Origin of the sequence: Salinarchaeum sp. IM2453, assembly GCF_019693215.1 — an archaeon.
Lineage (GTDB): Archaea > Halobacteriota > Halobacteria > Halobacteriales > Salinarchaeaceae > IM2453.
The window spans coordinates 2,497,653-2,510,308 of sequence record NZ_CP081183.1 but is presented as its reverse complement, the minus strand read 5'-3'; the positions used below and the strand labels follow the sequence as shown (position 1 = coordinate 2,510,308).

Sequence of the window (12,656 nt, the reverse complement as noted above, 5' to 3'; positions counted from 1 at the left end):
AAATATTATACAAATTTAAGATTTTCAAGCTATAATACACTGACAACAACCAGAAAACGACCTCTCAAAGTATGGAAATGAAGACCTCATTTCCTTTGCTGGTCGTTGGATAGTTTGGAAATGCGACTCCTCTCAACACCGTCCAGTGGGCGTGAGACGGGAGTTGTCGGGCGGTGGTGGAGCCGCCGACTCCCACGGACACAACGAGTGTTCGGGTGTTAATTCCAGCTGACTCCTCATGGAGAAGGTCGGGAGGAATTAAATTTGCCTGCGGGTGCGGTGCGGCCCCAAGACGGTGAAGCCTCGGGGCTTGACACCGAGGTACTTCACCTGCTATCCGGAATCGCTTATCTCTGGGTAGAAGTCTACAATGCTGAATAAATCTCTGTATCTTGCACGCCGTTCTTGGCAGATTTCGGTCAGATCGTCGCCCTCGCTAGTATGTGAGTTCTCTGTATTGAGCGATTGGTGGGGGAATGGTAACCGCTCTATGACACCTTGTATCTATAATTAAGTGTCACTATGTGACGAATCGTGTATGCTGAATAAGGTGTTTGATAATACTCCTCATGTGGTTTGCCTCGGAACGTCCGCTTCTACAGAGATAGCAGGCAGAGTGCCTCGGGGCTCAACCCCGAGGTACTTCACAGCAGAATACAATCATCACCACCACATTAGAATATCTACTGAGTTCAAATCCCGGCTGATCCAAGAATAAATCCTGCTCCGACGGTGACAAGTACCAATGCTGTAACCAGCGGTAGGTATGGCGTATACTGTTCGATACGTTCCCGATGCCGCTTGTATCCGACAATCAACAACAAAGTAGGAATTAAGATTGCGATAATTACAGCAAACGAATATAACAGCATGAGCTCAAAACAGGCGTTAGTGCCCGCACAGATCGCCAATATCTGGATTGGCTCCTCGTGTGCAAATCCCAGAACTAGTGCCGTCACGCCCAATGACTGAAGTCCCTGTCGAGCGTGTTCTTCAGTCAAGTGTTGATGACCGTGGTCATGGCCGCTGCCGTCGTGATGGTGCTTATGATCATGTGTATGTCCAGCGTGACGATCTCCTCTAGGCTGACTTATCTTGGCTGCTCCGTCTTCCACTCTGTGTGGTGTTACTTCATCTGCGGCAGTCGCTTCCGGGTTAATCGGTGATTGTTGACTGTAATTGGCATGATCAGTTTCCTCTTGATGGACTGGCTTACTGCTGGTTGATTTGTGTTGATGGAATTGATAATACTCGTATACTCCCAGAAGGATGAACAACCCTCCAGCTACAACACCCATCCACGGTCCCTCAGCAAACCCCGCAAAACTGCTAAGTGACCTCCTCCGCGTCCTGAAGGACGCGGCTTCCCGTACCGCAGCGGTGGGAGATTTACTGGTTTGCAGACCCGTCGGCATGACGAGTCCCCTGGCGGGGCCATGCCGCCGTTACTCCTATCCCGTGTGGGATTCGGAGTTACCGTGGTTGCGGGAATCCAGCGGCCTGAAGGGGATTCCTTCAGACGTAGAGTCCCGAATCCGATATTATCCGTTTACGACGGCGGCGAACCGCCTCGGTGTATCCATGTAACGGGTCACAGAATATTAAATCTCGGGATTGCAGCATCGCTGTCAGGTGTTCCCCCAGAACGGACGCGATTCACCTATGGAAACGCTGCTACCTACACAAACCACCGTTTTCGATAAAATAGTTACGCCGTCTCGGAGGCTGCTGCTCTCCCAGTCGATATGCGGTCCCAATCGTGATGCGGTGCGGTCGCTGTCTGGCGATAGCAGTCGCTCACGAAGGGCCTCGACCAGCCACTGAGGGCCGCCCGACCGGCGGCCCTCAGATCCCTCGTCTACGCGCTTACACCAGGTGGGTCGTACACTTCGCCTCGGTCAAGCATGTGGTACATCGACACCAGCATCTTTCGAGCTGTTGCCACGATTGCTTTCTGTGAGTTCTTCCGACTAGCTAACCGCTCGTAGAACCGACTCAGATACTCGTCGTTACAGGTGTGGACAGCAGTATGAGCGGCCTGAACGAGCAGCCACCGGACTCTCCCTGAACCACGTTTCGAGAGTTCACCTTCGATCCGCGAGTCGCCGGACTCGCGGATCACCGGGTTCAACCCGACGTAGCTGATGACTTCTTTGTCACCGTCAAACCGATCAATCTCGCCTAATTCAGCGTAGATCGTCAACGCCGTATAGTAACTCACACCAGGAATCGTCATCAGCAGCTGGGTCTCCTCCAGAGACCCAGCGCGTTCTTCGATTGTCTTCGAGATTCTGTATCTCATCAGTGAGCGTCTCAATCACTTCGAGGTATGACTCCAACACCGATTTCCATGGCGTCGGGAGCGAGAGTTCCCGCAGGAACTCTCGTCCCTCTTGGGTCAACGGCTTCACATCTTCGCTGATGCCGTGATCAGAGAGGAGGCCGTGAACCTTGTTGGCATACTCTGTCCTGTGTTCGACTAACGACTGTCGCCCGCGCACGAGTGCGCGGGCGTCCTGATTTCGTCGGTCGGAACATAACTCTCAGGCACGGAGTTCAACCGAACCATCCGCGCGAGTTCTTTGGCGTCAACACGATCAGTTTTCTTATCAGTATCAGCGATCTGGTTCAGTTCCTTCGGGTGAGCAACAGTCACATCCAAATGCTCCGACAGCGTATCGTGGATGTGGTAGTAATTGCTGGTCGCCTCTATCGCGGCTTGTGCGCCAGCGTACCGCTGTGCAAGGTCATCGAGGTTCGCGTTCTCGACGCGAACCTCTTCGACGATTTCTCCAGACTCATCCATTACTGCCACCTGTGCGTACCGTTTGTGGACGTCGATTCCGAGGTACATGGTTTGTTCACCTGGGACGCCAGTGCGTGAAGCAGAGATTCACCTATTCGGGCTTTCCCGGATGCCGCGCCGCGCGGCATCCGGGCTGTAACGCCCATGACTCGGCTTCTTTCGCACACGGACCAGTCACTCCCACGTGCTCTGAGGCACGGAATCGCGTTCGGTCTCTTGCGCCCCACATCTTGTTTCACGCTCTCGGGGAGTAGCAGCGTTTCCATCGAGTCACTCCCGCCCTGTTCGTTCCTCGGTTCCGACTGGTGTCGGAACACTCGCCACTCACGGGAAGGGCGGGATTCTCTCGCTGTATGAAGATAGATAGTAGGCAATGACCAGTACAATACTACTGAACAAGTGCCCAATCCCAATGACCAGCGCTGCGATTGATCCCGAAATAAGCTTACGTGGCCGCTCAAGTGCATACGTTGCTGCAATCGGCCAACCATGATCTGGCAACACACCATGCACAACACCAAGTGCGATCACACCACCAATAAGCCACAAATCCATGCTCAAACCTGAGGCCTGCGATAATAAGCAGTTTATTACTACAAAAATCAAAATTTGTAATAATACCCAAAAATAGTAGTCTATGATAGAATTATTAATGTTTATGACCGGATAGAAGTGAATAAATAATATTTTTAACTCGCAGTTAATATCAGAATAAGTACTTAACTATAATCTAACAATCACGGATAAAGCTATCAGGCAGATAGGTTACAATATGCGCACAAGTTTGGCGGTATCTGAGGAAATGCTCGATGAGTTTGATGCAGTCAGAGAGAAGGAAGGAATCGAGTCTCGATCTCGGGCCATTCGAGAAGCAATGGCAGAGTACATTGAGCGCCACCAGCGGTTAGAATCAGTAACTGGAGACATTACCGGCGTGATTGTATTTGACTATGAGTATGAGCATGTCGTTACTGAACTACACACTGTTCAGCACGAGCATGCGGACACAATTATCTCCACATCACATGCCCACCATGGAGAATGGTGCCTCGAAACACTGTTTGTAGACGGCCCGGCAGCCTCCGTTCGTAATCTCGTTTATCGACTCAAAAGCTTTGACGGGATCCATCGCGTCCGGACTATGTTTCTATGAGGTTTCATAGATCCTCTGTATCTTGTACGCCATTCTTTACCAGTTGTTGGCAATGAGATTTACTGTATTCGAGTTGGAACATGCAAGTTGTTGTTCCAGTCCCGATTAGTGCGAATTCGAATATAAACTATAGTCATATTGCCAACTACTGTTATAGATTCTGTATAAGTTAGACTACAGTGCGTCCATTCCGTCGCCTGAGTTGATTGGATTTGCAATGGTGGTAGCAGGTATAGGCTCGTTGTGTGATTCTCGGGTCGATAACTGTACTCAGACAGAACATTGGATCAACTTAGTCCAACATCTTCGAGGTGGAGTCGTCTTCCTCGGGAGTGAACCATAGGCGAGCGAGTAGGGAATGAAGGAGTTCAACACTGTTCAGGAAGCCATCGGAATGGGTAGCTTGATGTAGGATTCAGATAGCTATAAAGGGCGTACGGGCCGCCGTTGAGGCCAAGGACCGATTCTCTTCCATCAAGTGGGCCACCGTCAACTGTTCCCGAGATCTGGATCGCTGAAGTAACGGATCGCTGTCGGCATGACCGAACCAAAGCCGAAGAATATTAATAAAAAACAAAATCAAGTAATAAGAATTAATACTTTTGGACTATTAATTAGTATTGCTGAGACTTCCCCTCTCAGCTGCCCTGCGACTTTCCCGTGCCTCCAACAATTTCAGTATGATTGTGCAACCGGAGGCAAATCGATGTCACAAAATATGCAAACAGTACTCAAAAAGAACGTTTCAGAAGAGAAACGACATGAAGCAATTGACGAATTGATACGCTCGCGAGATACGACAAACTTAGCGGTATTGGTCAGAATGAACCTCCGCGGTGAATTTTGCCACCACGCCCTGCGAGGTTTAGTCGACTGTAATGCAACAGATGAGCTTGATGACATTAGCACAGATTCATCAGTTGAACCTCTGCTACGAAAGCGCGCCAAGCAGTCCGTATAATAATGACTGAAAAACCTGCCGAGGATAACGACAGTGATCGCACCCAAATCCAGCGTGTCTGTCGTGATACTGGCCGAAAGCAAGGTCTGATTGGAAAATACGACATCTGGCTTTGTCGCCAATCATTTCGTGAAAAAGCCCGAGATATTGGCTTCCGAAAATACAAATAAGCTTCACAGAAATATTGAGGCGGAGACCACAGGGCTTGACCCCAGCTAGTCAACCCGAGAACAACCTGCTGATCTGACACAACTTTCCTGAGACTTGCTCCTATTGATTAGTTCGATCCATCTTCTGACACCTTCATAGTCCCTGCAAGAGTGTACGGAGCCAACAAGTCTTAGCACCCCAAGCCCTATTGATTGTGGTAATGGTCAACACAGTCGTTATTGGCGGTGGTGTTGGAGGGCTAACGGCAGCTCAAGAACTGACAGAACGGGGTATTGATGTTACAGTATTTGAACGAAATGATCGATTTGGTGGGAAAGCCCGCTCGATGCCAATTATGGATGATCCAGATGCCGTCCACGGTGAACACGGATTTCGGTTTTTTCCAGCCTATTATCAGCACGTGCTGGACACGATGAATCGAATTCCAGATAGCAATGGAACGGTGGCAGACAATCTCGTGGAAACAGAGGCAACGCTGATTGCCGAGATTGATACGCCTGGACGGGTCGTTGAAACAACCCAGCCTCAGACATTACAGGACTGGGTCGATACATTGCAGCCTGCGTTTGCGGAGGACCTGCCGCGACGGGATGTTCGGTTTTTGATCGAACGGCTGCTGTACTTGCTCACTTCCTGTGATCGCCGCCGGGAGGAACAGCTTGATAACATCTCGTGGTGGGATTTTATTGACGCAGATAATCGATCACAGGAGTTTCAGGACCGCCTTGCCTTCGCCGTTCAGTCGCTCGTTGCACTACAACCACAGCGCGGTAGCGCCCGAACTGTTGGCACGATATACCTACAATTACTTTTTGGACAGCTTAACCCAACCAAGCCAGCAGAACGCATCCTTTCTGGCCCAACAAACATCACATGGATCGATCCATGGACAGAATACCTGCAAGATCAAGGTGTGACACTGTCGCTTAACACGACCGTTTCGGATATTCTATTTGATACACAAACTGAGACAATTACTGGAATTGAACTTGCCAACGGCGAGACAGTCACAGCCGACGAATATGTTCTGGCTACTCCGGTAGAAGGAACACCACAATTACTCACTCCAGAGATGACAGCAGCTGCTCCAGAACTTGACGGTGTCGACCAGTTAGATACAGCCTGGATGAACGGCATACAGTTCTATCTTAGTGAGGATGTTTCAATCACCAAAGGCCACCAGGTGTATGCCGATTCTCCGTGGGCACTGACATCAATTTCTCAGCGACAGTTCTGGTCATCATACGACATTGATGCGGCAGTCCCCGAAGCAGCCACCGGGGTACTTTCAGTCATTGCATCAGACTGGGAAACGCCGGGTATGATTCATGATAAGCCAGCCAGAGACTGCACTAGAGAGGAGATCGTCGAAGAAGTGTGGGCACAATTGAAGGCACACCTCGATGACGTTGAGCCACAACTTACTGATGATATTCTTGTTGACTGGTTCCTTGATCCCGAGCTTCATGAAACAGAGACAGGTGTCAAAAACAATGCCCCACTGTTGATTAACACAGTCGGGTCACTTAAACACCGGCCACCAGCTAACCCAGATATTGCAAATCTCACTCTTGCCAGCGACTACGTACACACAAATTCGGATTTGGCTTCGATGGAATCAGCAAATGAGGCTGGACGACGAGCAGCCAATGCAATACTTAAGCGACATGGACACGATGCCACAGCCAGTATCTGGAGTCTTGAAGAGCCTCGTGTTTTCGAGCCGTTCAAAAAACAGGATCAAATCCGATACCGGCTCGGATTACCGCATCCTGCTGAAACAGTCAACTCATTACGCTCTGTTGCGAGCAGGTTGCGAAATACAGCATAGTGAGTCTCAACGTACTAGCCTACTCAATTTCATCTCGTCATCGGCACCCTTCTAAAGGACAGTCCGTTCAACCGTTGTGTTGATCCGAGGTCATTCGTCTTCCTCCGGTTGCGCAACGTCGCCCAGCTCATCTTCAACACCCGCAAATCCTTCGACAACGAGCATTTCAATAACTGAGTCAAGCTGGTCTTCTTCATCAACAGTCTCTTGATCGAACAAGTAAATCATCAGATGCTCTTCTTCGATGTCAGTCAGTTCAATCTCCTCCTCAACTTCCGTTGTACCATTGATTGCTGATTCCTCATCAAGCGTAACAGTCACTGTGTACTCTCCATCTTCTTCCCAAATGTCCTCGTAGACTTCACCGAATGCCTCACCATTATCATCATCGTCATCATCCTGCTCCTCTAGGTCAAATGTCAGTGGTTCATCAATAATTTCTTCACCATCGGCATCCTTAATCATGATCTCGCCAGAGCGCTGATCATCAGTCTCATTAAAGATATGCACGTCATCCAGAACGAAGTCTTCAATTAGTTCAAATAGCTCTGAACATCCACTCAGGGATGCAGTACCAAGCACGGCAGATCCTCCAACTAGAACCTGTCGTCGAGATGGGCCATTTTGTCCGGAAAGGTTTGTGCTCATGGTTGAATTGTTGTTTTGTATATTATTTATCCTTCTGAATACTCAAACTAAGCTTTGAGTCAGACAGTCAGATTCACAGAATAATCGGGGCGGATGCCACGGGGCATAGTCCCGGAGTCAGTTGACGGTTGTTACGGATATATCTGTGAGCAAAATGAAGAAGAGATTAGCCGTATATACTGACCTTAGGTGTTGACCTTATTGTACACTTGTCCCCAGAGTGCTGCATCAATGGCAACCCAGTAAAAGTACAGCATCGGAATAATGATGATCCATCCAACAATTGTCAGCAGGGACAGGATTGCTAATATCCCAACAACAACAGAGCCGATCAACTGGAATATGAACAGGTAGATCAAATATCCAAAAAGATACGTTCGCGTACTCATCAACTCAACAAGTGATGATATGTCATACGCAGCGCGCCAATCTTTCTCGGCTGCGTAGCTTACAAAGATTGCAGGCAGAGCGTATGCTCCTACGACTGCTAATATTACATAGAGTATGATGTTTATTTCCATCCCAATAACAACAAGGAGCGAGTAAACTATTCCCGGTGGAATAAGAACTGCTGTGACGACAATTCCATCTTTAATCAGTCCGAGCCAATCATCAAGCGTTGGCGGTTCTGGACGCCCTTGTGCAGCGGCATTGGCGACACGAACGAGATAACCCAGTATCATAAACAGCGGAATAATCAAGAATGACAGTAAAAACAAGATCCCCCCGCCGACGATCGTAAACCACCCAGCTCTAGATGGATACTCAATTGGGAAGGCAATTAATCCGCCCTCCGATTGCCGCTGTAATTGTGGTTCTGGGTCTGGATCAGAGCCAGCGTAATCATCGTTGTTTTCAGATTGTGGGTCGTTAAGATCCATGTACTCTCGATCACCCTGTTCATCCGATGTATTAGTAGCGTACACCGAGAGTTCAGTACCACATCGAGGACAAAACCGCCGCTCATCGCTAACGTCTGCATTGCATTCGGGACATGCCGGCATACGTTGAGTGTATAGTAATCGGACAGATAAAGCTACAGGTATGTTCAGCCAAAATTGTAGTTATTGTGCCTGCCCCCCGAGTACATTCGCATGACGGCTGGTTAAAATGAAATTTTACTGATCAAAGGTTCAAATAAACCCGGGCCTGTAACAAAAGACATGGCAGCGATTGAGACAAATGGGTTGACTAAGCGATTTGGTAGCTTACGCGCCGTGGATAATCTTAATCTTACAGTACAAGAAGGCGAAATATACGGATTCCTAGGCCCGAATGGAGCTGGCAAATCGACAACAATCAATATGCTTCTGTCGCTGGTTCAACCAACTGCTGGATCAGCCACTGTTCTTGGTTATGATATTGCTGACGACATTCGATCAATCCATGACAACGTCGGGGTGTTGCCCGATCAAACAAGTCTGTGGGATCGACTCTCTCCAAGAGATCATCTTGAATTTGTCATTGAGACAAAAGAAGCAGATGACGACCCGGATGTGTTACTTGATCGAGTTGGACTGACCGAAGTTGCTGATCGACCAGCTGGCGGGTTTTCGACCGGAATGGCCCAGCGGCTTAGACTTGCAATGGCACTTGTTGATAACCCTGATTTGATTATTTTAGATGAGCCAACGGCCGGATTGGATCCAAATGCCGCCAGAGAAGTTCGCCGCATCATCCTTGAAGAGAACGAGCGTGGCGCAACCGTATTCTTCTCAAGTCACATCATGGAGCAGGTTGAAGCTGTCTGTGATCGCGTTGGCATTCTACGACAGGGTGAACTCGTTGCTGAGGATGATGTTGGATCGCTTCGAAAAGCAGCTTCCGCAACAATTCGCATGGAGGTTATTGTTGATGAGGTGCCAGATACAACAATTGATCAACTTGAGACAATTGACGCTGTTATTGAGGCTACTGCTGAGAACGAGGAAGCAATTGTTGTAACGTTATCAAACACTACTGGAAAGGCAGACGTTATCCATCATCTGGTAGAATCAGGTGTTGACCCAATCGACTTCTCGTTCCGTGAGACTAGTCTTGAGGACGTATTTGCGGAATACACGACCGGGGGTGTTGAGGCATGAGAGTCATGCCTGTTTTACGAAAGGATATTAATGATGCAATTCGGTCAAAGGCACTGTGGTTTCTGTCATTTTTCATGGTTGGATTGGCAGTTCTTGGCCTGTACGGCGCAACTACACTCCCTGAGGCAGATGCAAGCCAGGCAATCTCTGCATTCAATGATCCAATCTTACTTATTATCCCGATTCTGGGACTCATAATTAGCTATAAATCCATTGTTGCAGAACGTGAAACCGGAAGCCTACGGATGCTTTTGTCGCTTCCAATTCTACGATGGGAAGTCCTTGCTGGAAAGTTCATCGGCCGCATTGCTGTATTATTGCTACCGATCATTATCGCGTTTGCTGTCAGTGTTCCGCTTTCCTGGTACTGGTTTGGAGATATCGCTGGGACGGATACATTACAGGCAGTAACACTGAGTATCGCACTTGCGTTGCCCTATATTGCCATCGGTCTAGGCTTATCGGCTAGTGTCCGAAACTCCACGCAGGCAGTTATCATGGCTATTCTTGTTTACATCATTACAGCAGAATCTGTCTGGTCATTAGTCCCCACTGCCGGGTATCTGGTTTTATTTCGTGAGTTGCCAGATACCGAGGCTAACTGGTATCAATTCTATGAAAGTCTTTCTCCAAAGACAGCAGCAGAAACGACGGTCGATCTGCTGTACGGTTCTGGAATCTCTGACGTTCCACTATACCTACAGGAGTGGCTTGCAATACCATTATTCATCCTCTGGGCTGGCGTGCCGCTTCTGCTCGGATATGTTGCGTTTGAAAAATCAGACGTAAGCTAATCTGTCTTGCTCATTTCAAGTATAACCTTAAAAAGACCAGTCATTGTAGCAGACGCCAAAATAAGAGAATGATTTATGCTTCACAAGCTAATCACGTATGCCTGTGACATACACACTCAGAGTTAACTCAGATTCATACACAGAAACTCGCGAAGACTTTAGCTGGGATATTCCAGAGGGGTACAATGCTGCGTATGACCTTGTTGGAAAGCATAACTCAAGGTCAGACTCGGCACTATATTATTTGGATGAGAATGGAGCTACCTCAAATTATACGTTTGGTGAGATAGACCGCAAATCAAGTGCTGTTGGGAACTCTTGGCGTAATGTTGGCGTTCAGTTCGGTGACCGAGTTGCAGTGATGCTGCCGCAAAAACCAGAGAATATCTTAGCTCACTTAGCGTCTTGGAAAATTGGAGCTATCTCAATGCCTCTCTCGATTTTGTTTGGTACTGAGGCTGTAAAATATCGACTGCAAGATAGTGGAGCAAAGCTCGCTGTGATTGATGTGAAGCAACTAGATACAGTCCAGCAGATTGCTTCAGATTGTCCCAATCTTAAATATATACTCGTCGTCGGAGATCAATCGAAAGCTACTCTCCCAGAAGATGAAAATACAGTATACCAGTGGTTTGATACCGCTATTCGGTGGGAACAAGACTCTGTAAACATTGCAGATACAGATCAAGACACTCCTGCTGTTATTATTTACACCAGTGGAAGTACCGGCGATCCCAAGGGTGTATTACATACACATGATGTCTGGCTTGGACACTGCCCGGCATTTCAGATGTATTTTGAACATAACATTGAAGATGGAATTTTCTGGACACCCGCAGATTGGGCATGGATTGGCGCACTTGGCGATTTAGTCTTCCCTGCATGGCATTATGGTCGACCCGTTGTTGGTCACCCGATGGAAGGGTTTAATCCGCACACGGCGTTCGAACTAATGGAAGAGTTTGCGGTAACGCACACATTTCTTCCCCCCACGGCGGTCCGGATGCTCATGTCGGTAGATCAACCAACCAACAAATATGATCTTGCTCTACAGGCAATCTGCTCCGGTGGCGAGCCTCTCACCCAAGACATTCTAAACTGGGCAGATACGGCACTTAATAATGTAAATGTAAATGAATTATACGGACAAACAGAGGCCAACTTACTAGTCGCAAACTGCAGCCATTGGTTCCAACCCAAGCCGGGAAGTATGGGAAAGCCAGTTCCGGGTCATGAGGTTAAGATTGCAGACGTAGATACGCGCTCTTTAGTTGAGACTGACGAAATAGGAGAAATTGTTGTACGACGAGATGATGATCCTGTAATCTTTGAAGAATACTGGAATGCTCCGGAGAAGACAGTTGATGCAACCATTGAGATCAACGGTGAGCAGTGGCACCGAACAGGAGATATTGCTCGACGTGATGAAGACGGATATATTTGGTTTGTATCCCGTAATGATGATTTGATAATCACAAGCGGCTATCGAGTTGCCCCGCGGGAAGTAGAAGAAATAATTCTTCAACATAATGATGTTGCACAGGTTGGTGTTACGGGGGTCTCAGACAAAACTCGGGGTGAGATTATCAAAGCTTTTGTAGAGCTCACAGACGACGCAGACACGAGTAATACGCTTAAAAATGAAATACGTAATCTGGTTCGAACCCAGCTCGCGGACTATGAATATCCGAGAGAAATTGAGTTCCGGGATGAACTACCAAAAACTGTCACTGGAAAAATACGCCGGTCTGAGCTCACCGATTAAGAATTCCTTTCGAGTTGGTGGTAATCTCTACGTGTTTGAATTGAGGATGGTGTCGTAATTTTTCCAGTGTGCTGTGATGTGAGACGTTTTTACTTGTACTCACCAAAGAGAACTCCGAGCGTTTTTCATTTTGATGACAAGTAATGTCCAGAGTTCCACGCCGCAGCCGGGTGCCTTTTGCGTACGAGATCTTCTTGATAGCTGTGACAGGAATTTGAAAATTCTTCTCGTGAAGATCAATTAACTCAGTTGGTGTTGCCTCTTTAATCCTACTACGTCGTTGCTTAGCTGTATCCGCTCGCAGAAGCATTGACCGATAGGACTCACCAGCAAAACACCAGATAAGATGCTTGGGCGTGACGCTGATTTCCCAGAACTCGATTGTATTCGGACGTTGGTTGATCCAGTGTGTAAACTGTCCAATCTGTGTTGTTTTATCCATA

At 48.0% G+C, this 12,656-nt stretch carries 11 protein-coding genes and 2 pseudogenes; 7 read left to right on the top strand and 6 right to left on the bottom strand.

Annotated features, from left to right (window positions below):
* Positions 1 to 692: 692 nt before the first annotated feature.
* The 3 genes and pseudogenes from K0C01_RS11930 to K0C01_RS11920 form a co-directional block, all read right to left on the bottom strand.
* Complete coding sequence (locus K0C01_RS11930; RefSeq protein ID WP_221169915.1) at positions 693 to 1,415, bottom strand: ABC transporter permease; 723 nt, start codon at positions 1,413 to 1,415, stop codon at positions 693 to 695.
* A gap of 443 nt (positions 1,416 to 1,858) precedes the next feature.
* A pseudogene (locus K0C01_RS11925) lies at positions 1,859 to 2,854 on the bottom strand (IS110 family transposase).
* A 315-nt stretch (positions 2,855 to 3,169) separates the two neighbouring features.
* Positions 3,170 to 3,361, bottom strand: a pseudogene (locus K0C01_RS11920) (ABC transporter permease); the annotation flags it as partial.
* A gap of 217 nt (positions 3,362 to 3,578) precedes the next feature.
* Between K0C01_RS11920 and K0C01_RS11915 the strand changes: the two are divergent.
* From K0C01_RS11915 to K0C01_RS11900, 4 genes are all read left to right on the top strand, one after another.
* The gene (locus tag K0C01_RS11915) at positions 3,579 to 3,959 is read left to right on the top strand and encodes a CopG family ribbon-helix-helix protein (RefSeq protein ID WP_221169913.1); all 381 of its coding nucleotides are present in this window, start codon (positions 3,579 to 3,581) and stop codon (positions 3,957 to 3,959) included.
* Positions 3,960 to 4,665: 706 nt separating this feature from the next.
* On the top strand, positions 4,666 to 4,920 hold the full coding sequence (locus K0C01_RS11910) for a hypothetical protein (RefSeq protein WP_221169912.1): 255 nt from the start codon (positions 4,666 to 4,668) through the stop codon (positions 4,918 to 4,920).
* A gap of 2 nt (positions 4,921 to 4,922) precedes the next feature.
* On the top strand, positions 4,923 to 5,090 hold the full coding sequence (locus tag K0C01_RS11905; RefSeq protein ID WP_221169911.1) for a 30S ribosomal protein S14: 168 nt from the start codon (positions 4,923 to 4,925) through the stop codon (positions 5,088 to 5,090).
* A 200-nt stretch (positions 5,091 to 5,290) separates the two neighbouring features.
* Positions 5,291 to 6,922, top strand: coding sequence for a hydroxysqualene dehydroxylase (locus tag K0C01_RS11900; RefSeq protein ID WP_221169910.1), 1,632 nt, complete (start codon positions 5,291 to 5,293; stop codon positions 6,920 to 6,922).
* A 90-nt stretch (positions 6,923 to 7,012) separates the two neighbouring features.
* Here the strand turns inward: K0C01_RS11900 and K0C01_RS11895 are convergent, their stop codons facing one another.
* Both K0C01_RS11895 and K0C01_RS11890 read right to left on the bottom strand, forming a co-directional pair.
* Positions 7,013 to 7,570, bottom strand: a complete 558-nt coding sequence (locus K0C01_RS11895; RefSeq protein WP_221169909.1) for a hypothetical protein — start codon at positions 7,568 to 7,570, stop codon at positions 7,013 to 7,015.
* Between the two features lie 185 nt (positions 7,571 to 7,755).
* Positions 7,756 to 8,574 carry a DUF4013 domain-containing protein gene (locus K0C01_RS11890; protein WP_221169908.1) on the bottom strand — a complete coding sequence of 273 codons (819 nt, stop codon included), beginning with the start codon at positions 8,572 to 8,574 and terminating at the stop codon, positions 7,756 to 7,758.
* A 159-nt stretch (positions 8,575 to 8,733) separates the two neighbouring features.
* On the opposite strand from K0C01_RS11890, the gene K0C01_RS11885 reads away from it, so the two are divergent.
* From K0C01_RS11885 to K0C01_RS11875, 3 genes are all read left to right on the top strand, one after another.
* Positions 8,734 to 9,654: an ABC transporter ATP-binding protein gene (locus K0C01_RS11885; RefSeq protein WP_221169907.1), complete on the top strand. Its 921-nt coding sequence runs from the start codon at positions 8,734 to 8,736 to the stop codon at positions 9,652 to 9,654.
* Positions 9,651 to 10,448 carry an ABC transporter permease subunit gene (locus K0C01_RS11880; protein ID WP_221169906.1) on the top strand — a complete coding sequence of 266 codons (798 nt, stop codon included), beginning with the start codon at positions 9,651 to 9,653 and terminating at the stop codon, positions 10,446 to 10,448. The genes K0C01_RS11885 and K0C01_RS11880 overlap by 4 nt, the downstream gene beginning before the upstream one ends.
* Before the next feature lie 103 nt (positions 10,449 to 10,551).
* Positions 10,552 to 12,213: an AMP-binding protein gene (locus tag K0C01_RS11875; protein ID WP_221171268.1), complete on the top strand. Its 1,662-nt coding sequence runs from the start codon at positions 10,552 to 10,554 to the stop codon at positions 12,211 to 12,213.
* On the opposite strand, the gene K0C01_RS11870 is transcribed toward K0C01_RS11875, so the two are convergent.
* A complete protein-coding gene (locus tag K0C01_RS11870) occupies positions 12,203 to 12,655 on the bottom strand; it encodes a hypothetical protein (protein ID WP_221169905.1) in 453 nt (150 codons plus the stop codon). The genes K0C01_RS11875 and K0C01_RS11870 overlap by 11 nt on opposite strands.
* Position 12,656 lies beyond the last annotated feature (1 nt).

Bases quoted from the DNA above. Each gene is read 5' to 3' on its own strand.
- K0C01_RS11930 (WP_221169915.1), bottom strand. From the start codon at position 1,415: ATGCCGACGGGTCTGCAAACCAGTAAATCTCCCACCGCTGCGGTACGG.
- K0C01_RS11915 (WP_221169913.1), top strand. From the start codon at position 3,579: ATGCGCACAAGTTTGGCGGTATCTGAGGAAATGCTCGATGAGTTTGAT.
- K0C01_RS11910 (WP_221169912.1), top strand. From the start codon at position 4,666: ATGTCACAAAATATGCAAACAGTACTCAAAAAGAACGTTTCAGAAGAG.
- K0C01_RS11905 (WP_221169911.1), top strand. From the start codon at position 4,923: ATGACTGAAAAACCTGCCGAGGATAACGACAGTGATCGCACCCAAATC.
- K0C01_RS11900 (WP_221169910.1), top strand. From the start codon at position 5,291: ATGGTCAACACAGTCGTTATTGGCGGTGGTGTTGGAGGGCTAACGGCA.
- K0C01_RS11895 (WP_221169909.1), bottom strand. From the start codon at position 7,570: ATGAGCACAAACCTTTCCGGACAAAATGGCCCATCTCGACGACAGGTT.
- K0C01_RS11890 (WP_221169908.1), bottom strand. From the start codon at position 8,574: ATGCCGGCATGTCCCGAATGCAATGCAGACGTTAGCGATGAGCGGCGG.
- K0C01_RS11885 (WP_221169907.1), top strand. From the start codon at position 8,734: ATGGCAGCGATTGAGACAAATGGGTTGACTAAGCGATTTGGTAGCTTA.
- K0C01_RS11880 (WP_221169906.1), top strand. From the start codon at position 9,651: ATGAGAGTCATGCCTGTTTTACGAAAGGATATTAATGATGCAATTCGG.
- K0C01_RS11870 (WP_221169905.1), bottom strand. From the start codon at position 12,655: ATGGATAAAACAACACAGATTGGACAGTTTACACACTGGATCAACCAA.